General features: G+C 66.5%; 16 protein-coding genes. 7 read left to right on the forward strand and 9 right to left on the reverse strand.

The window, feature by feature from the left end; translation table 11 throughout:
• Positions 1 to 28 precede the first annotated feature (28 nt).
• From AC1DQR_RS18535 to AC1DQR_RS18555, 5 genes are all read right to left on the reverse strand, one after another.
• Positions 29 to 1,543, reverse strand: a complete 1,515-nt coding sequence (locus tag AC1DQR_RS18535) for a tripartite tricarboxylate transporter permease (RefSeq protein ID WP_006162311.1) — start codon at positions 1,541 to 1,543, stop codon at positions 29 to 31.
• A 16-nt stretch (positions 1,544 to 1,559) separates the two neighbouring features.
• Complete coding sequence (locus AC1DQR_RS18540) at positions 1,560 to 2,033, reverse strand: tripartite tricarboxylate transporter TctB family protein (RefSeq protein WP_477133498.1); 474 nt, start codon at positions 2,031 to 2,033, stop codon at positions 1,560 to 1,562.
• A gap of 242 nt (positions 2,034 to 2,275) precedes the next feature.
• The gene (locus AC1DQR_RS18545) at positions 2,276 to 3,244 is read right to left on the reverse strand and encodes a tripartite tricarboxylate transporter substrate binding protein (RefSeq protein ID WP_150986401.1); all 969 of its coding nucleotides are present in this window, start codon (positions 3,242 to 3,244) and stop codon (positions 2,276 to 2,278) included.
• A gap of 381 nt (positions 3,245 to 3,625) precedes the next feature.
• The gene (locus AC1DQR_RS18550) at positions 3,626 to 5,095 is read right to left on the reverse strand and encodes a sensor histidine kinase (RefSeq protein WP_416050033.1); all 1,470 of its coding nucleotides are present in this window, start codon (positions 5,093 to 5,095) and stop codon (positions 3,626 to 3,628) included.
• Positions 5,095 to 5,769 carry a response regulator gene (locus AC1DQR_RS18555; protein ID WP_043352486.1) on the reverse strand — a complete coding sequence of 225 codons (675 nt, stop codon included), beginning with the start codon at positions 5,767 to 5,769 and terminating at the stop codon, positions 5,095 to 5,097. Before AC1DQR_RS18555 ends, AC1DQR_RS18550 begins: the two co-directional genes overlap by 1 nt.
• Positions 5,770 to 6,014: 245 nt before the next feature.
• On the opposite strand from AC1DQR_RS18555, the gene AC1DQR_RS18560 reads away from it, so the two are divergent.
• Positions 6,015 to 7,172 (forward strand): ABC transporter substrate-binding protein, encoded by a 1,158-nt coding sequence (locus tag AC1DQR_RS18560; protein ID WP_416050409.1) that lies wholly within the window; start codon positions 6,015 to 6,017, stop codon positions 7,170 to 7,172.
• A 24-nt stretch (positions 7,173 to 7,196) separates the two neighbouring features.
• On the opposite strand, the gene AC1DQR_RS18565 is transcribed toward AC1DQR_RS18560, so the two are convergent.
• Positions 7,197 to 7,964, reverse strand: a complete 768-nt coding sequence (locus tag AC1DQR_RS18565) for a TetR family transcriptional regulator (protein ID WP_416050034.1) — start codon at positions 7,962 to 7,964, stop codon at positions 7,197 to 7,199.
• A 447-nt stretch (positions 7,965 to 8,411) separates the two neighbouring features.
• Between AC1DQR_RS18565 and AC1DQR_RS18570 the strand changes: the two genes are divergently transcribed.
• The 5 genes from AC1DQR_RS18570 (at position 8,412) to AC1DQR_RS18590 (ending at position 15,909) form a co-directional block, all read left to right on the forward strand.
• Positions 8,412 to 9,644 (forward strand): efflux RND transporter periplasmic adaptor subunit, encoded by a 1,233-nt coding sequence (locus tag AC1DQR_RS18570; RefSeq protein WP_416050035.1) that lies wholly within the window; start codon positions 8,412 to 8,414, stop codon positions 9,642 to 9,644.
• A 30-nt stretch (positions 9,645 to 9,674) separates the two neighbouring features.
• Positions 9,675 to 12,827 carry an efflux RND transporter permease subunit gene (locus AC1DQR_RS18575; protein ID WP_416050036.1) on the forward strand — a complete coding sequence of 1,051 codons (3,153 nt, stop codon included), beginning with the start codon at positions 9,675 to 9,677 and terminating at the stop codon, positions 12,825 to 12,827.
• Position 12,828: 1 nt separating this feature from the next.
• A complete protein-coding gene (locus AC1DQR_RS18580) occupies positions 12,829 to 14,304 on the forward strand; it encodes an efflux transporter outer membrane subunit (RefSeq protein ID WP_477133499.1) in 1,476 nt (491 codons plus the stop codon).
• A gap of 210 nt (positions 14,305 to 14,514) precedes the next feature.
• Entirely contained in the window at positions 14,515 to 14,973 is a 459-nt protein-coding gene (locus tag AC1DQR_RS18585) for a GNAT family N-acetyltransferase (protein ID WP_416050038.1), read from the forward strand.
• 204 nt (positions 14,974 to 15,177) lie between these two features.
• Positions 15,178 to 15,909, forward strand: coding sequence for an oxygen-binding di-iron domain-containing protein (locus tag AC1DQR_RS18590; RefSeq protein WP_416050039.1), 732 nt, complete (start codon positions 15,178 to 15,180; stop codon positions 15,907 to 15,909).
• A gap of 24 nt (positions 15,910 to 15,933) precedes the next feature.
• On the opposite strand, the gene AC1DQR_RS18595 is transcribed toward AC1DQR_RS18590, so the two are convergent.
• Complete coding sequence (locus AC1DQR_RS18595; RefSeq protein WP_477133500.1) at positions 15,934 to 16,542, reverse strand: glutathione S-transferase family protein; 609 nt, start codon at positions 16,540 to 16,542, stop codon at positions 15,934 to 15,936.
• Positions 16,543 to 16,697: 155 nt separating this feature from the next.
• Between AC1DQR_RS18595 and AC1DQR_RS18600 the strand changes: the two genes are divergently transcribed.
• The gene (locus AC1DQR_RS18600) at positions 16,698 to 17,156 is read left to right on the forward strand and encodes an Lrp/AsnC family transcriptional regulator (protein WP_416050041.1); all 459 of its coding nucleotides are present in this window, start codon (positions 16,698 to 16,700) and stop codon (positions 17,154 to 17,156) included.
• Between the two features lie 80 nt (positions 17,157 to 17,236).
• On the opposite strand, the gene AC1DQR_RS18605 is transcribed toward AC1DQR_RS18600, so the two are convergent.
• The gene (locus AC1DQR_RS18605) at positions 17,237 to 18,088 is read right to left on the reverse strand and encodes an OmpW/AlkL family protein (protein WP_416050410.1); all 852 of its coding nucleotides are present in this window, start codon (positions 18,086 to 18,088) and stop codon (positions 17,237 to 17,239) included.
• Positions 18,089 to 18,123: 35 nt separating this feature from the next.
• Complete coding sequence (locus AC1DQR_RS18610) at positions 18,124 to 19,464, reverse strand: DUF2957 domain-containing protein (protein WP_477133501.1); 1,341 nt, start codon at positions 19,462 to 19,464, stop codon at positions 18,124 to 18,126.

The raw sequence follows: 19,464 nt of genomic DNA on the forward strand, positions 1-19,464 counted from the left end.
GCCGGGCCTTGCCCGCATTTTGCGCTAATCAACCTGTGGCGTCAGCCACTTTGCCACGCGCCGAGCGCCGGGCCAGCCAGCCCAGGATGCGCGGGATCAGCACCACCGCCACCGTCATGGCCAGGATGGTGGCCGAGATCGGCTGGGTCACGAAGATCGACCAGTCGCCCTGGCTGATCGACAGCGCATTGCGCAGCTGCTTCTCGGCGATGGGCCCGAGGATCATGCCCACGATCACCGGTGCGGTGGGGAAGTCGAAGCGGCGCATGGCCATGCCCAGCACGCCGATGATGAACAGCAGCAGCAGGTCGAACCACGACTGGCGGATGCCGTAGGCGCCCAGGCCCGCGAAGATCAGGATGCCGCCGTACAGCAGCGGCGTGGGGATGCGCAGCATGCGCACCCACAGGCCGATCGCCGGCAGGTTCAGCACCAGCAGCATCACGTTGCCGATGTACAGCGAAGCCAGCAGGCCCCACACCAGGTCGCCCGAGGTCTGGAACAGCATCGGGCCCGGCTGCAGGTTGTAGTTCTGGAACGCCGCCAGCAGGATCGCGGTGGTGTTCGAGGTGGGGATGCCCAGCGTCAGCAGCGGGGCCAGCGTGGCCGTCACGGCGGCGTTGTTGGCGGCCTCGGGGCCAGCCACGCCTTCGATCGCGCCCACCGTGCCGAACTCATCCTTGTGCTTGGACAGCTTCTTCTCGGTAGCGTAAGACAGGAAGGTCGGGATCTCCGCGCCGCCGGCCGGGATCAGGCCGAAGGGAAAGCCGATGATGGTGCCGCGGATCCACGCCGGCACCGAGCGCTTCCAGTCCGACTTGGTCATCATGACCGAGCTGAGCTTGTTGAAGCCGCCCGCGGGCTGCGGGAAGAAGGCATTGAACAGCGCCTCGCCCACGGCGAACAGGCCGACCGCGACCACCACGATGTCGATGCCGTCGTACAGTTCCTGCACATTCATCGAGTAGCGCGTCTGGCCCGACAGCGAGTCCATGCCGATCAAGCCGATGCCCAGGCCCAGGAACAAGCTGGTCATGCCGCGCAGCAAGGACGAGCCCAGCACCGCCGACACCGTGGTGAAGGCCAGCAGCATGATCATGAAGTACTCGCCGGGCCCGAACTGCAGCGCCACGTCGGCCGCGACCGGCGCGAACATCGACAACAGCACGGTGGCGATGGTGCCGGCGGCAAACGAGCCGATGGCCGCGGTGGCCAGCGCCGGGCCGGCGCGGCCGCTCTTGGCCATCAGGTTGCCTTCCATCGCCGTGACCATGGTCGACGACTCGCCCGGCGTGTTCATCAGGATGGAGGTGGTGGAGCCGCCGTACATGGCGCCGTAGTAGATGCCGGCGAACATGATCAGCGCGGCGGTGGGTTCCACCTTGGCGGTCAGCGGCAGCAGCATCGCTACCGTGAGCGCGGGGCCGATGCCCGGCAGCACGCCGATGGCGGTGCCCAGGAAGCAGCCCACCAGGGCCCACATCAGGTTGATTGGCGTGATGGCGATGGCAAAGCCATGCATCAGCAGGTTAAGCGTATCCATGGATCATCAGCTCCGTTCAGAACCCGGCGACGGGCAGCAACGGCAAATTGATGCCGAGCAGAAATTCAAACAGTGCCCACATCGGCAACGTAATGCACAGGCCGATCAGGGCATCGCGCACAAAGCGCTTGCTGCCGTAGCCACGTGCCACGCAGACCATCAGCAGGGTTGACGCCAGCACAAAGCCCAGCGTGCCGATCAGCGCCATATTGGCCACCAGGCCGGCAGCCACCCACAGGAAGCCGCGGAAATTGTGCGGGGCGTCGGGCAGTTCGGCGTCTTCTTCCGGCATATTGCGAAAGCCGCCGCGAATGCCCTGCCAGGTCAGCGCCGCGCCGCATGCGGCCAGGCCGATGGCAACCAGCGTGGGCATGAAGCGCGGCGACAGGCCGGCATAGCCCTCGTCGCCGGAAATGCCCGACAGGCCGACGAAGTAGAAGGCGGAGATCAGCAATACGGCAATGCCGATCGCCAGGTGTGAGGGTTTCATGATTGGAAGTGGCTCCTTCAAGCGGTGCCTGCGGCCATGTTGTCCGGCCCTTGGCGTCCCGCGGTTTGTCGTCCCCGCTTAAGGCGGGGGCCCGGCGATGTGTAGTTTGGTTTTTGGGTATCGCAGGTGGACACCGGACCCCCGCCTGCCGCATGCGCACCGAGCGTTACGGTGCGCCGCAGGCAGGGCCGACAGGTAAAACGCTGAAACGATAATGCGGTGAAACGCTCAGGCAGCGTGGCTTACTTCGCTACGCCCAGCTCGCGCAGCGAACCGCCCAGGCGGGCCGACTCGCTGTCCACGAACTTGCCGAACTCGTCGCCGGTCAGCAGGAACGGAGTCCAGTCATTCTTGGCCAGCGTTTCCTTCCACAGGGGGGTCTCGGTCGCCTTGACCACCGCATCCACCAGCGCCTTGCGTTGCTCGGCGGTGATGCCCGGCGCGCCGTACACGCCGCGCCAGTTGTAGATCTCCACGTTGATGCCCTGCTCCTTGAGCGTGGGGATATCGGCGGTGCGGTCCTTGGAGGTCACGGCCAGCGCGCGCATCTTGCCGCTCTTGATGAAGGGCAGGAACTCGGACACGCCGGCCAGGCCGACGGTCACGTGGCCGCCCAGGATCGAGGCCGAGGCTTCACCACCGCCCTGGAAGGGCACGTAGTTGATCTTCTTCGGGTCCACGCCGCTTTCCTTGGCCACCAGGCCCGCCAGGATGTGGTCGATCGAACCCTTGGAGCCACCGCCCCAGCTCACGCTGCCCGGGTTGGCCTTGAGCTGCGCGGTCAGATCCTTCATGGACTTCAGCGGCGAGTTCGCCGGCACGGTGATCACCATGGTGTCGGCGAACAGGCGAGCGATCGGGGTGGCGTTCTTCAGCGTGACCGGGGGATGGTTGGTTTCGATCGCGCCAACCATCACCGCGCCGGTGACGATCATTGCGTTGGGGTTGCCCTTGTCGGTATTGACGAACTGCGTCAGGCCGATGGTGCCGCCCGCACCGCCCTTGTTGTCATAAGAGGCCGTCTTGGCCACGCCGGCGGAAACCAGCGCCGCGCCCAGCGAGCGGCCGGTCTGGTCGAAGCCGCCGCCCGGGTTGGCGCCGATCATGAACTTCACGCTGTCGAGCGCGAACGCGGGCGCGGCGGCCACGGTGGCGGTGATCGCGGCCGAAGCCATGACGACGTGGGCAAAGCGATGAATCGAACGACGCATTACGGTCTCCTGTTCTTTTTCAGAGGATTGCCGGTGAACGGTTGCCGGCGTTGCTGGCGAGGACCGACCCCGGAGGTGTCCGGCTGGCAGTGAAGCGGGCTGTCGGGGGCGGGAGAGTCGTGCGGTGCGCCGGCGCTGCGTGCGTTGACCGGGTGGCTCGGCGTTGTCTCCTGTCCCTGGCAGCGCTTGCATGCCGGACTTGTTCTTTGGCTTTCTGACTTGGTCTGGCCGGTACGGCGGCCATGGCGCGATTCTAGGGGGTAGAAACTGTCAAAAGGCTGTCAATTTGTCAGGCAATGGGGTGGGGTTTACGTGGGGTCGGATGTATGGACATTTGTTTTTTTAGATTTTTTGGTCTTTTTAGCGCCCTCTCATGTCTTCTCAGTCCCCGATCGGCAGCGACAGGACTGCCCGAACTCCTTTGCCCTGCAGCGCGATTCCCAGCGCTACCGTTCCTCCGAAGCGCGCCGCCATTTCGCGGGAAATGGCCAGTCCCAGGCCGGAGCCCGGCTCCACGTTCCCGACCCGGCGGTAGAACCGTGCAAATACTTTCTCGCGTTCCTCGGCAGGAATGCCCGGCCCGTCGTCCTCCACCACCAGGCAGGCGGCGTCCCCGATGCGCGCGGCGGAAAGCGTGATGCGGCTGCCGCGCGGCGAATACTGGATCGCGTTGTGGACAAGATTGGCAAAGGCCTCGCGCAACAGCGCGGCATCGGCCCGTACGGGCAGCCCCAGCCCCTGCGGCCGCTCCCAGCCAAAATCCTGCTGCTTGCCGCGCGCCAGCGGCAAGTAGTCCAGCGCCACCTGCTCGGCCACGGCCACGGCGTCGATCAGCTCCAGCGGCTCGGCTTCGCCAGGCGCGTCGCTGCCCGGGTGCTGCCGTACCCGCGCCAGCGCCAGCAGCTGGTTGGTCAGGCGCGCGGCCTGCTCCAGCTGCGTGACGATGCCGCCTACCGCCTCCCCGGCGGCATCCCGCGCGCGCGTCGGGTCGGCGCTGGCGCAAAGCTGGCGCTGGGCGAATTCGGCTTGCGTCTTGAGGATGGCCAGTGGCGTGCGCAGCTGGTGCGCGGCGTCGGCGATGAATTGCGCCTGGGCCTGCGTCATGGCGGCCGAGCGCGAGACGTGCAGGTTGACCGCGTCGACCAGCGGGCGGACTTCCATGGGCACATGGTCGAAGGCCAGCGGCGTGAGGTCGTCGGCGGAGCGCGCCTGCACGTCGTCGCGCACGCGCGCCAGCGGGCGCAGCACATAGGTGATGCCGGCCACCAGGATGCCCGCGCTGATCAGGATCAGCAGCACGTCGCGCGCCAGCGCGCCGCGCCACACGGTGGCGATCAGCGCAAAGCGCGGCTCGGCGGTTTCAGCCACCTGCACGATCACGCGCATGTGGGCGTTGGGGCGATACACCGGGTGCGCCAGCACGGCGATGCGCACCGGGTCGCCGCGATAGTCGGCATCGTAGAAGCGCGGCTGGTTGCTGGCGATCTCTGCCTTGGGCAGCGGCAGGTCGTCATAGCCGGTGACGGTTTCGATCTTGCCGTTGCGCTCCAGCGAGACGCGGTAGAAGACATGGGTCTGCGCCGCGGTCTCGAACATCTCCATGGCGGCATCCGGCAGCGCGATCTGCACGCTTTCGCCGGCCATGCCGATGGCGTTGTCGATGGCGCGCACCGAGCCGTACAGCGAGCGGTCGTACGCCGCGTTGGCGGCATCGCGCAGCGTGCCGTAGGTCAGCCACGTGTCGAGCGCCATCATGGCCGCCAGCGCGGGCACGAGCAGCAGCAGCAACTGGCGGCGCAGGCTGCCTTGCAGCCAGCGCCGCAACCAGTGCCGTGGCAGGCGGCGCAGCATCAGGGCTGTCCTTCCGGTTCCAGCAGGTAGCCGAAGCCGCGCAGCGTGACGATGGTCACGCCGTGGCCCGAGAGCTTCTTGCGCAGCCGGTAGACCAGCACTTCGATGGCATCGGGGCTGACGTCGGCATCGAGCGAGAACACCTTGTCGAGCAGTTGTGCCTTGGTCAGCGGCTGGCCGCTCTTGGCCAGCAGCGCGCCCAGCAGGGTCGATTCACGCGGGGTCAGCGCGAGCGGCGCACCTTCGAGCGTAAAGCTGCGCGTTTCGCCGTCGAACACCAGCGTGCCGCACTGCAGGCGCGGATGGGCGCGGCCGCGGCTACGCCGGATCAGCGCCAGGATGCGGGCTTCCAGTTCGGCAATGGCAAAGGGCTTGGGCAGGTAATCGTCGGCGCCGAGGTTGAGGCCGCGCACGCGCTCGTCGAGCGTGTCTTGCGCGGTCAGGATCAGCACCGGGGTGCGGTCGTCGCGCCCGCGCATGGATTTGAGCACGGCCAGCCCGTCCTTGCCGGGCAGGCGCAGGTCCAGCACCACCACGTCGTATTCCTCGGCCATCAGCCGCGCCTCGGCCTGCAGGCCGTCGGCCACATGCTCGATGACGAAGCCGCCCTGCTCCAGGGCACGCGCAACCCAGCGCGCCAGTTCAATCTCGTCTTCCACCAGCAATAAGCGCACGGCGGTCCTCCCCTGCCAGGTAAGCGTCCGTTTGAAATCATGCGATGGCTGCGCCGCCATGGCTGGCAAGGCCTCCGCCCCCGCGAGGACACGCCGCGGGCGCTTATAATACCTCCGCCCCGGGCTGCGCGCGGCGAGTGCGCCATGGCCCCTTTTGGCCACCGATGTCACCACCGATGGTTCCCGCCTTGCGCAAGCTGCCCCCCTCCCCGTCCCCCTTGCCCTTGCCCTTCACGCCTCCCGCCATGGTTGCCGAACTACCAGCAAGCTGGCACCGGCGGCGCGTCCTGACCGGCGCCGCTGCGGCCACGCTGGCGGGGCTTAGCCATGGCGTGCATGCCCAGGCCGTTGCGCCGGTGCCGGCGGGCTACCCGGCAAGCTACGCCGAGATCATCGCGCGGGGCGTGCAGGAAGGCTCGGTCAACGTGCATGCCTCCACCGACATGGAGATCGCGCGGCCGCTGCTGGCCGCGTTCGAGGCACGCTACCCTGGCATCAAGGTGCGCTATCAGGACCTCAACACGCTGGAGCTGAACGGCCGCTTCCTGGCCGATAGCGCCGCGCTGGGCGCGGGCCAGGTGGGCGGCCCCGACTACGCGGACGTGCTGTGGAGCACGGCAATGGACCTGCAGATCAAGCTCGTCAACGACGGCCATGCCCTGCGCTACCCCTCGCCCGAGCGGGCCGGCCTGCCGGCGTGGGCTGCCTGGCGCGACGAAGCCTGGGGCACCACCTTCGAGCCCGCCGTGATCGTCTACAACCGCCGCCATTTTGCCGGCATGCGCACGCCGCGCAGCCGCACCGGCCTGGCGCGCCTGCTGCAGGAAAACACGCCCCGCTGGCGCCAGCGGGTGGTGACCTATGATGTCGAAAAGTCCGGGGTGGGCTACCTGCTGGCGCAGCAGGACGCGCGCATGGGTGATGAGTTCTGGTATCTGGCCCAGGCGCTGGGGCGCTGCGGCGTGCAGTTGTCCGCGTCCACCGCGAACATGATCGAGCGCATCGCCTCGGGCGAATTCGTGATGGGCTACAACCTGCTGGGTTCGTACGCGCTGTCGCTGATGGAGCGCGGGGCGGAGATCGATGTCATCGCGCCGCGCGACTACACGCTGGTGATGTCGCGCGTGGCCTTCATCGCGCGCCGCGCGCCGCATCCCAACGCGTCCCGGCTATGGCTGGATTTCCTGCTCTCGCGTGCGGGCCAGACGTTGCTGGGGCAGAGCGCCTCGCAGCTCTACACGATCCGCACCGACACCGACAGCGAGCACACCGCGGCGGCGCTGTCGGAGCGGCTGGGCTACGCGCTCAAGCCGATCAGCGTCGGCCCCGGCCTGCTGGCGGCGCAGGACACCCTGCGCAAGCGCAATTTCCTGGCGCGCTGGCGCGAGGCCGTGCGGGGCTGAGCGGCTCGCGCGCCACTGCGGCGATCAGCCGGGTAGCGCTTTGGTGGCGAGTGTCTGCGCAGCCCGCTTGGTCTCGGTCTCGGCCTCGGCTTTCTTCTTGGCTTCCTGGCACATCGAGGCAACTTCTTCCTCTAGCTTCGGCACGGGACGCGCCACATAGCCCTGGCGCAGAGCCGGCGACAGCTTGAGGGTGTCGATGAAGGCATCGGCCACGCGCTCGGCATTGCTCTCGAGATCGAAATCCTCGGGGGCGAACAACCAGTGCGACAGCATCCCGCCAATCGAGGCATGAAACACATTGACGGCCAGGTCCAGGTCGAGGTCGCCTGGCAACTGCCCGCGGTCGACAGCCATGCGCAGGTGCTCGCGCATCTTCACCGTGCCCTCCTGGTGCGACTGGCGCTGCCGCTCGAAGATGGCGCCGTTGTCCGCCACCATCTCGCACTTGTGGAAAACGATCTCGAACACGCGCCGCCACTGCGGGTTTTCCACGGTCTGGCGCATCACAAAGGCGCAGATGTCGCGAATGCTGCCAAGCGGGTCTTCCTGGCTGGCGATGCGTCCCGGCTCGCACAGGGCCTCGAGCGGCAGGTGGACGCGGTCGGACATCGCGGCGAAGACATCGCTTTTGTTCTTGAAATGCCAGTAGATGGCGCCGCGCGTCACGCCGGCCGCCTCCGCAATATCGGCTAGCGAAGGGCGGGCAACGCCGCGGGCGTGAAAGACCGCCTCGGCCGCGTCGAGAATGCGATGGCGTGTTTCAAGCGCCTCTTCCTTGGTGCGTCGGACCATGATGTTCTCTGGTGCCGGCCACGAGGGACCGGTCTGGTTTTGTCTCCCTGAGTGCTGGCGGTGAAGCCCGCCTTGCACTGTGCGCGCCACGCTGGCGCGTTAGGACGTGGGTTATATAGAGCGGCCATCGCCGCGTTGCAACAAGTTCTTACATACATGCTTGAATGTATATATAATACGCGTTCGCCTGACTTTCGGCCAGCCCATCGGCGTGATGGGCTGGCAGACGGCGGCGCGCACCTCTCCACGGTTCACGCTGCCATGTCGGCATGTCGTTACTAATTTGCAACCTTTCGTCGCATGTGCCACGTCAGCGTTGCAAATTGTGGCTAGCATTACTCTTTTTGCCCGCCTCTGTGCCATCTGCCAGCGGTGGGCCGCGCCGTATCCGGATACGACACCGGGAGCGCATGCGGCCGATCTCAAATTGCCATCATGGGGTTATCGATGAGGAAGTCCCAACGTATTACTTGCGTTGCCGCTGCCGTGTTGTCGGCGCTTGCGCTGTCCGCCTGCGGCGAAAAGAAGCCACAGGGCGGCGCCATGCCGCCGCCGGAAGTGGGTGTCGTTACCGTCACGCCTACGACCGTTTCTGTTATCAATGAACTGCCGGGCCGCCTCGAAGGCGTGCGTACCGCCGAAGTGCGGGCGCGGGTTGCCGGCATCGTGCTGTCCCGTAACTACACGGAAGGCGGCGAGGTCAAGGCAGGCCAGTTGCTGTTCAAGATCGACCCCGCGCCCTACCAGGCACAGCTGGAGTCGGCCAAGGCCAGCCTTGCCCGCGCTGAAGCCAACGCCGTGGCAGCCCGCCAGAAGGCCGAGCGCTACAAGCCGCTGGTCGCCGTCAACGCGGTGAGCAAGCAGGAATACGACGAAGCCGTGGCGGCCGCGGGCCAGGCCACCGCCGACATTGCCTCGGCCAAGGCTGCCGTTTCCACCGCCCAGATCAACCTCGGCTACACCGCCGTCACCGCGCCCATCAGCGGCCGCGTGGGCCGCGCGCTGGTGACCGAAGGCGCGCTGGTCGGCAGCGGCGAAGCCACCAAGCTGACCATGGTCGAGCAGGTCGATCCGATCTGGGTGACCTTCACCCAGCCCGCTAGCGAAGTGATGAAGCTGCGCCGCGCCATCGAGAGCGGCAAGGTCAAGGGCGTCGACGGTGGCGCCCGCGTCCATCTGTTCATCGAGGACGGCCGCGAGTACGAGCAAACCGGCAAGCTGCTGTTCTCGGACATGACGGTTGACCCGACCACCGGCGCCATCACGCTGCGCGCGCAGTTCCCCAACGCCAAGCGCGAGCTGCTGTCGGGCACCTTCGTGCGCGTCAAGATCGAGCAGGGCGTGGACGAAAACGCGCTGACCGTGCCGCAGCGCGCGCTGATCCGCAATGCGCAAGGCGCATCGGTGATGGTGGTGGGCGGCGACGGCAACGTCGCGGCGGTGCCGGTCAAGGCGCCCCAGGCCATCGGCGAGAGCTGGATCGTCACCGAGGGCCTGAAGGGTGGCGAGAAGGTGATCGTCGAGGGCTTGCAGAAGGTCAAGGTCGGCGCGCCTGCCAAGGCCGTGCCGTTTGTCTCGAAGACCGCCACCGCCTCGGCTCCTGACGCGCAGCCCGCCGCCAGCGGAGCCTCGGCTCCAGCCGCGGTGACCGCTGACAAGGCCGACGCCAAGCAGGGCTAATCAGAGCGCAATTCGAAGGGAGCCAGTGTTATGGCCAAGTTTTTTATTGACCGGCCGGTGTTCGCGTGGGTGCTTGCGCTGATCATCGTGCTGGGGGGCTTGCTGTCGGTGGTGCAACTGCCGATCGCCCAGTACCCCAACATCGCCCCGCCGACGATCTCGGTCACGGCGACCTATCCGGGCGCATCCGCCAAGACGCTTGAAGACTCGGTCACCACGGTGATCGAGCAAGAGCTCAACGGCATCCCCGGGCTGCTTTACTACAACTCCACCAGCGAAGCCACCGGCCTGTCGACGATCACGATCGCCTTCCAGCCGGGCTCCAACATCGACCTGAACTCGGTCGAGGTGCAGAACCGCCTCAAGCGCGTGGAAGCGCGCCTGCCGGCGGAAGTGCGCCAGCAGGGCGTGCGCGTGGACAAGGCCGGGAACAACTACATGATGTTCCTGACGGTCACGTCCAAGTCCGGGCAGGCCGACGCCATCCAGCTGGGCAACTACATCTCGTCCAGCGTGATCGATTCGATCCGCCGCGTGCCGGGCGTGGGCCAGGCCGACCTGTTCGGCACCGAGTACGCCATGCGCATCTGGGTGGACCCGGCCAAGCTGACCGGCTTCAACCTGACGCCGCAGGACGTGACCGCCGCCATCTCGGAGCAGAACGTCCAGGTCGCCGTGGGCGAGCTGGGCGGCACGCCGTCGCCCAAGGGCACGGAGCTCAACGCCACCGTCACCACCGAGAGCCGCCTCACCACGCCGGAGCAGTTCGCCAACATCCTGCTGCGCACGAACCCGGACGGCTCCTCGGTGCGCATCAAGGACATCGGCCGCGTCGAGCTCGGCGGCGCCGATTACTCCACGCTGGCCCGTACCAACGGCAAGGCGTCGGCGGCCATCGCCATCAAGCTGGCCCCGAGCGGCAACGCCCTGGCCACCGCCACCGCGGTGCGCGCCAAGATGGAAGAGCTCTCCAAGTTCTTCCCGGCCGACTACCAGTACACCGTGCCTTACGACACGTCGGCCTTCGTCAAGATCTCGATCGAGGAAGTGATCAAGACCCTGGTCGAAGCCGTGGTGCTGGTGTTCCTGGTGATGTACCTGTTCCTGCAGAACATCCGCGCGACCATTATCCCGACGGTGGTGGTGCCGGTGGCCCTGCTGGGCACCACGGGCATGCTGCTGGCCTTCGGCTTCTCCATCAACGTGCTGACGATGTTCGGCATGGTGCTGGCGATCGGTATCCTGGTGGACGATGCGATCGTGGTGGTGGAAAACGTCGAGCGGATCATGAGCGAGGAAGGACTCTCGCCACGCGACGCTACGCGCAAGGCCATGGGCCAGATCACCGGCGCCATCGTCGGCATTACGCTGGTGCTGACCGCAGTGTTCATCCCGATGGCGTTCTTCTCGGGCTCGGTGGGTAACATCTACCGCCAGTTCTCCCTGTCGCTGATCGCGTCGATCGCGTTCTCGGCGCTGCTGGCCTTGACGCTCACGCCGGCGCTGTGCGCCACGTTGCTCAAGCCGGTCGAGGCTGGCCACCACCACGAGAAGAAGGGTTTCTTCGGCTGGTTCAACCGCACCTTCGCACGCGCCGCCACCGGCTACCAGAGCGTGGTGGGCCGCATCCTGGCGCGCGCCGGACGCTACCTGATCATCTACGCGCTCATCATCGTCGGCATGGTGGTGCTGTTCAAGCGCCTGCCCTCCTCCTTCCTCCCCGAGGAAGACCAGGGCTACATGATCACGGTGGTGCAGCTGCCCAACGGCGCCACGCAGGAACGTACCATCGGCGTGCTCAAGCAGATCGAGGACTACTACCTGCAGAAGGAATCCAAGGTGGTGGACCAGATGATCACCGTGGCGGGCTTCTCCTTCTTCGGCCGCGGCCAGAATGGCGGTATCGCGTTCGTGCGCCTGAAGGACTGGAAGGACCGCTCCGGCAAGGACGAGACCGCGCAGGCACTGGTTGGCCGGGCGTTTGGTGCGCTGTCCTTCATCAAGGACGCCATCATCTTCCCGCTTAACCCGCCGGCGATCTCCGAGCTGGGCAACTCCTCGGGCTTCGACTTCCGCCTGCAGGACCGCACCGGCCAGGGTCACGCCAAGCTGATGGAAGCGCGCAACATGATGCTCGGCATGGCCGCGAAGAATCCTGCGCTGGTGGGCGTTCGCCCCGAAGGCCAGGAAGACGCGCCGCAGCTGCAGATCGACATCGACCGCGAGAAGGCACGCGCGCTGGGAGTTTCGGTGGCCAATATCAACTCGACGCTGGCCATCGCGTTCGGCTCTTCCTACGTCAACGACTTCATCTACGAAGGCCGTGTGCGCAAGGTGATCGCCCAGGCGGAAGGCAACGACCGCAAGCTGCCCGACGACCTGACCAAGCTGCGCGTGAAGAACAGCAATGGCGACATGGTTGCGTTCGCCGCCTTTGCCACTTCCAAGTGGATCATGGGCTCGCCGCGCCTGGAGCGTTACAACGGCTTGCCGGCGGTGAAGATCGCTGGCCAGGCCGCTCCGGGACGCAGTACCGGCGAAGCCATGAAGATCATGGAAGACAACTTTGCCAAGCTGCCGCCGGGCTTCGGCTTCGAGTGGTCGGGCCAGTCTTATGAAGAGCGTCTGGCCGGTTCGCAAGAGCCGATGCTGTACACGCTGTCGCTGATCATCGTGTTCTTGTGCCTGGCCGCGCTCTATGAGAGCTGGTCGATCCCGGTCGCGGTGCTGCTGGTGGTGCCGCTCGGCGTGCTCGGCGCGCTGCTCGGCGTGACCCTGCGCGGCATGCCCAACGACGTGTACTTCAAGGTGGGCCTGATCGCGACGATTGGCCTGTCGGCGAAGAACGCCATCCTGATCGTGGAATTCGCCAAGGATCTGCAGGCCCAGGGCCGCAGCGTCATCGACGCTACGCTCGAAGCCGTGCACCTGCGGTTCCGCCCGATCCTGATGACCTCGATGGCCTTTATCCTGGGCGTGCTGCCGCTGGCGATCGCCAGCGGCGCGGGCTCGGGTGGCCAGCGCGCCATCGGCACCAGCGTGATCGGCGGCATGATCACCGCCACGGTGCTGGCGATTTTCCTGGTGCCGGTGTTCTTCGTGGTGATCCGTAGCCGCTTCAAGGGCAGCAAGCGCGAGCAGATGCTGAACGAGCAAGGGCTCGAACCCAAGGAAGGAATCTGACATGACAAAGACACTGACCACGCTGTTGCTGGTGGCGGGCGTCCTCTCGGGTTGCACACTGGCACCCGTTTATGAACGCCCTGCCCCGCCGGTGGCCACCAGCTTCCCGGCCGCGCCGGAAGGCTACGCGGCCGCCGAAGTGAAGACCGGCGAAACCCGCCGGGCGAGCGAGATCGGCTGGCGCGAGTTTTTCCGCGACCCGCGCCTGCAAGTGCTCATCGCCACCTCGCTGGAGAACAACCGCGACCTGCGCACCGCTGCGCTGCGCATCGAGGAAGCGCGCGCGCTGTACCAGGTGCAGCGCGCCGACCTGCTGCCCACGGTGAACGCCACCGGCGGTTTCAACCGTTCGCGCACCCCCGCCTTGCAGTCGGCCACCGGCAAGCCGTTTGTCTCCGAGTACTTCCAGGCGGGCGCCGGCGTGACTTCGTTCGAGCTGGACTTCTTCGGCCGCGTGCGCAGTCTGTCCAACGCGGCGCTGTCACAGTACTTCGCCACCGAGGAAGCACGCCGTTCCGCGCAGATCTCGCTGGTCTCCGAAGTCGCCCAGGCCTACATGTCCGAGCGCTCTTTCGCCGAGCAATACGAGCTCGCGCAGAACACGCTGAAGACGCGCGAGTACACGCTGAGCCTGGCCAAGCAACGCTTCGATGCGGGCGCCACGTCGGCGCTGGACCTGCGCGACAATGAATCGCTGGTGGCGCAGGCCCGCGTTTCGGCCGCGCAGCTGGCACGCCAGCGCGCGCAGGCGCAGAACGCGCTTGAGGTGCTGGTGGGCAAGCCGCTTGGCACCATCGAGAACCTGCCCGCACCGATGCGCCTGTCGGACGAGCGCATCATCAGCGACATCCCGGCAGGGCTGCCGTCGGACCTGCTCGAGCAGCGTCCCGACATCCGCCAGGCCGAGCAGTTGCTGCTCTCCGCCAACGCCAATATCGGCGCGGCGCGCGCGGCGTTCTTCCCGCGCATTACGCTCACCGCCAATGCTGGCGCGATCAGCCCGACCTTCTCGAGCCTGTTCGACTCCGGTACCGGCGCGTGGTCGTTCGCACCGCAGCTGGTACTGCCGATCTTCGACTACGGCCGGAACCTGTCCAACCTGGACCTGACCAACGTGCGCAAGAACATCCAGATCGCCAACTACGAGAAGACCATCCAGACGGCCTTCGCGGAAGTGGCGGATGCACTGGTGGCGCGCGGCACGCTGGAAGAGCAGGTGACCAGCCAGGAGCAGGTGCGCAACGCCGAGGCAGCGCGCTACGAGTTGTCGACGATGCGCTTCAGGAACGGCGTGGCCAGCCAGCTGGACCAGCTCGACTCGCAGCGTCAGCTGTTCGCTGCCGACCAGGCCCTGATCCAGGCGCGGCAACTGCGCCTGAACAATGCCATCGACCTGTACCGGTCGCTTGGCGGTGGCCTGAGCGAGACCGGTCCGGTGGCCTCGGTGGACGTCAAGCCGGCAGTGACCACGCAGTAAAGCAGAAGGGTTCGTCCTGCCATCCGGTGCGGCCTGCCCGGATGGCCTCGAAGCGAAGCGCCAACAGCGCTTCGCTTTTTTTATGGCACGGCTTCGTGCCATGGCGTAGGCGGGAAGTTTTCCGAATCGCAATGCACTGCGTTAGGATGGCGGTGCGCGCCGCGCAGATGTCTCTCCCACCCCCCACGCAAATCCCCAAGGTAGCCCGCCATGGAAGTCCGCCCGCTTGGTGCCGATGATGTCGAACTGGTCTGCCGCCATCGCGAATCCATGTTCCGCGAGGCCGGGCGCGGCGAGGAGGTCCTGCAGGCCATGACGCAGCAGTTCCGGCCGTGGCTTGTGCCGCGCCTGCGCGATGGCAGCTACTTCGGCTTCGTGCTGGTGGACCAGGGCCAGCCGGTGGGTGGTATCGGCCTGATGGCGATCGACTGGCCGCCGCATCCGGCCCATCCCACGCAGGACAAGCGTGGCTACGTGCTGAACGTGTATGTGGAGGCAACGCATCGCAAGCAGGGGCTGGGGCGCCGCCTCATGCAGCTGGCGGAGGATGAATTCGCCAGGCGCGACCTCCAGTACGCGATCCTGCACGCTACCGAGATGGGGCGGTCGCTGTATGTCGCGCTGGGCTGGCATGCCACGAGCGAGATGGCGAAAGCCATGCGCACGTAGCGCGCTAGCCGTCCCAGCGCAACGGCAGGGTGTCGTGCGCCGCGCTGCACGAGCGTGTCGCCCCCAATTTTGCGCAGTCGAGCGCTCGATGTGCAGCCCGGCCAAGCAAAAGGTGGCATGCCTGTGGCGTTGCAGTGACTAGAATGAAGCAGGCCGGCGCCGACGGCCGGGTCCCCGCGCCCAGACGATTTCCAGGAGACAACGATGACCGTCACCAACGCCCGGTCGGGCACCAACGTCCACGAAATCGCGGACGGGATCTATCGGATCAATACCCCCGTCCACATCGACGGGGGGCCGGGCGGCTTCTCCTTCAACCAGTACCTGATCGTCGACGACGAGCCGCTGTTGTTCCATACGGGGCTGCGCAAGATGTTCCCGCTGGTGCATGAAGCCGTGGCCAGCGTGATCGCACCGGCCCGGCTGCGTCATATTGCCTTTTCGCACGTGGAAGCCGACGAGTGCGGCTCGCTCAATGCATGGCTGGCGGCGGCGCCCCACGCATCGCCGCTGTGCGGCACCGTCGCCGCCATGGTGTCCGTCAACGACCTGGCCGACCGGCCCGCGCAGGGCCTGGCGGACGGGCAAGCCGTGCCGCTTGGCCGCCATACCGTGCGCTGGTTCGATACGCCGCACTTGCCGCATGCCTGGGAGTGCGGGCTCATGATGGAGGAGCGCACCGGCACGCTGCTCTGCGGCGACTTGTTCAGCCAGGGCGGTGCCGAGCTCCCATCTCTCACCGAAGCCGACATCCTCGGGCCAAGCGAAGCGTTCCGGCGCGGCATGGATTACTTCTCCCACACGCCGAACGCCGGTGCCATGCTGGAACGCATGGCGCTGCTGCAGCCGACCACCCTGGCTTGCATGCATGGCAGCGCCTGGCGCGGCGACGGCGCTGGCCTGCTGCGCGCGCTCGCCCAGGCTCTGGCTCACTAAGCACGGCTGGCGCGCGGCAGTGGATCAGGTCTGCGGCGCGTCCTTGAACACGGCAAGGCGTTCGGCGGCGGCGCTGAAGGCCGCCAGCGCAGGATACGCTGACGCCTCGACGCATGCCGGCAGCATCAGCTGCGTGAAGCTCCATGCCACGGCGGCGGTCACGTCGGCCTGCGTGAGCAAGCGCTCATCCGCGGGAAGCGCGGCCCCCGCCAGTTCGGTTTCCAGCGCCGCGTAGGCGGCATGCAACTGTCCCTGCACGCGATCGATCCATGGCTCGTGCTGCTTTTCCGCCGGGCGCAGGTTGCGCTCATAGACGATCTGCACCGTCTTCTCGCACGCCGCCAGCGCCAGGCCGATCACGCGCAAGGCGTGCTGGCGCTGCTCGGGCTGCGCGGGCATCAGGCTGCGCGTGGCCAGCGTCTCGGCATAGTCCAGGATCAGTCCGGACTCCATGAGCACCACGCCGTTGTCGCAAACCAGGGTGGGCGCTTTCACCACGGGATTGATCGCGCGAAACTGCTCGAACGTGCTGAACACCGAGACTGCCCGATGCTCGAATGGCAGGTCCAGCAGCCGCAGCGAGATGGCCACGCGGCGCACATAGGGTGAGTCGAGCATGCCGATGAGTTGCATATTGCCTCCGGAAGGATATCGGGCTGCGCATTGAGCCGCACTGAGTTCCAGCATAATCGCGGCACGCCATCGCCATGAATGGCAAGGCATCGGAAATCGGCACCGCGCACCGATGAATCATCGGCGGCGCGCAACAGGTGCCATAGGAGAATGGGATGGAGCTGGACAAGAAAGACCGATTGATCCTGGAGGCGCTGCAGGCCGATGCCCGCCAGAGCCTGGCCGCGCTGGGCAAGCGCATTGGCTTGTCGCAGCCGGCCATGAGCGAGCGCGTGCGCAAGCTGGAGGACGCGGGCGTGATCGAAGGCTACGGCGCGCGGGTGAACCTGCGCGCGCTGGGCGTCGGCCTGCAGGCGATCATCCATATCGAGACCACGCACGCCTATATCCAGAAGTATGTGAAGTTGTTCGAGAGCATGCCCGAAGTGCTGAGCGCCGATCGCGTGACCGGTGCGCATTGCTTTATCGTGCGTTGCGCCATCGCCGATCCGGCCGACCTGGAGCACGTGGTCGACACGCTCGCGGTCCACGGCTCGGTGACCACATCGCTGGTGCTCTCAAGCCCCGTGCGCAAGACCGTGACGGTACCGGCCGCGAGAGTTCGAACGCCTTGATCTAGCGCTGGTTTGCTCCCCTCTCCCACTTGTGGGAGAGGGAGCGACAGCCCTCGTCATCGCAAGCGGCTTTGGCCCCTTCAGAACTTATACGTCGCCGCCACAAACATGATCAGCGGGTTCGGGCTGATGGTGGCTTTGGAGGTGGACAACACCGTGCCGTCGGACGCCTTGATGATCATCGATGACGTCGTCTTGAGCGGAATGTAGGTGACCGATGCGGTCAGGCCCCACTGGTCCGTGATCGCAACGGAGCCGCCGATGTTGAACACCGGCGCGAACGAATTCGACGCCTTGGCCTCCACCGAAGTCGGCCCCGGCTTGCCGGCGCCGGCGGCCAGCGTGGCGCCCAGGTTGTTGTTGACCGAGGCGGCGAATGCCGGGTTGAGCTCGATGTTGGTGAAGAAGTTGTACGACACACCGATGCCCAGGAAAGGACGCACGCGCGCGGTAGGCTCGAAGAAGTGGTACTGCACCATCGTCGCCGGGCTCCACTGGCGCGCGCTGGTGATGATCGGGTTCAGGCTCGGGTCGCCCAGCGGCTGCTGCCCCAGCGCGCCCGCCGGGCCCGGCGGAATCAGGTTGCCGTGGCCGTAAAGCTTGAACTTGGGCGGAATGCCGCCCACAGCCGTGAGCGCGATGTGGTCCGTGAAAAAGTGGCTGAAGGTCAGCCCCAGCGTGTCCGCGTTGGAAGTGCTGATGCTGCTGCCCGGCGCCGTGAATGACGACGGCAGGCCTAGCGGGCCGTTGATGGGCGCATCGATCACGCTGGTGGTGAACGGGCTGCTGTTGCCGCTGGTGTTGATGTGGAACCAGCCGGCAGCGACGACGTTGTCACCGGCTTTCTGTGCATGGGCTGTGGGCATGCCGCCCAGCCAGGCGAGCGCCGCGATCAGCAATGGCGCTGCCAAACGAAAGGCATTCTTCGTCATCTTGTCTTCCCGGAATAAGTTGGATTGCATGGCCGTCATTGCACGAAGGCGCCGATGGTGAAGTACGGGCTGCCGCTGCGCGACTCGAGGAAGCCGAACACGCCGCCGGTGAAGATGAACTTGCCGGTGGGGCTGCCCGCCGCGCCATCCTTGCGCGTGGTGGTGACCACGCCGGCCAGCTGCTGCGAGAAGTCCAGCTTGAGCGCCGTGGCGAGCGAGGCGTCCGACGGGTGGAACGGGTCGAGCATGGCCGCGTCCGCTGCCACCAGCGCGGTGGTGCGATAGTCGAAGTTGCTGTCCACGCCGACGTACTCGCCGTTGACCGTGCCCTGCGTCACGGCGATGGCCGGCGCCATCATGCCGATGCCGATCTCGTCGTCGGCGCCCAGCGGCATGCCGTTGGTGATCGAGCCGTTGGCGTAGCCCACGCGGATCATCACTGGGACCAGCTGGCCACGCAGCTTGCCCACGATCAGGTATGCACGGCCCAGCGTGGCACCGAGCGTGGGCGGATCGATCTCACCCTTGTAGTTGGCCGACATCAGGCTGCCGTTGGCTTGGGGCACGAAGTTCTTGCCCTTTTGCGAGCAGGTGCCGCCCGTCTTGTTGTCGCACACCTGGAACGAGCCGTCGGCCGCCAGCGCCATGCGGTAGTCCTGCGCCACCGTCTGGAAGTTTTTCGACGGCACCTCGTGAAAGCCGTAGCCGTTGTACTGGCCAGCGATCTTGGTGAGGTCGGTCTCAGTCTGCGCGAAGCCGATGAACTGGAAATACGGGAAGGTGGTATCCGGCACGGCCCCCGCACCCAGGACACCATTGAACTGGATGCGCGCACCGGGAATGGTGCCGCCGGCCACGCCCTCGCCAACGAACAGCCGCGCCGGGCGGTTCGGGTCCAGGCTTGCGCCGTTGAGCTGGAACGCGCACTGGTTGAGCTTGTCGGTAGGCAGGCCTGTTTCCTGCGACAGCGTGCCCGTCATCACGTTCTGGCCGCTGGTGGTGTCGCTGCGGGTCGGCAGGACCGTGCCCGTGGTGCGCGGCACCGAGGAGTCGAGGAAGGTCACTTGCCAGGTCTTCCTGGTGGTGTCGATCTGCACCTTGACCAGTTCCCCCGAGCCGGTGCCACCGGTGAAGGTGGTGGTGTAGTCGAGCGCCGCGGGACACAGCCGCACCGGTATGGCCGGGGCGGAGCTGGTGCTCGCGGCGGTGCTGCCACCGCCGCCGCCGCCGCCGCCGCCGCCATCGCCGCCGCCGCACGCGGCAACTATCGCGGCACCCAGCAGTGCCGCGCCGTAGCGCAGGATCCGCTGTCCATGATGATTCCTCCAAGGCCTACGCTGCGGATGCTGTCCGTGCTGCAAAGGGTGCAGATGCAT

This window comes from Cupriavidus sp. 05L411 (assembly GCF_056398045.1).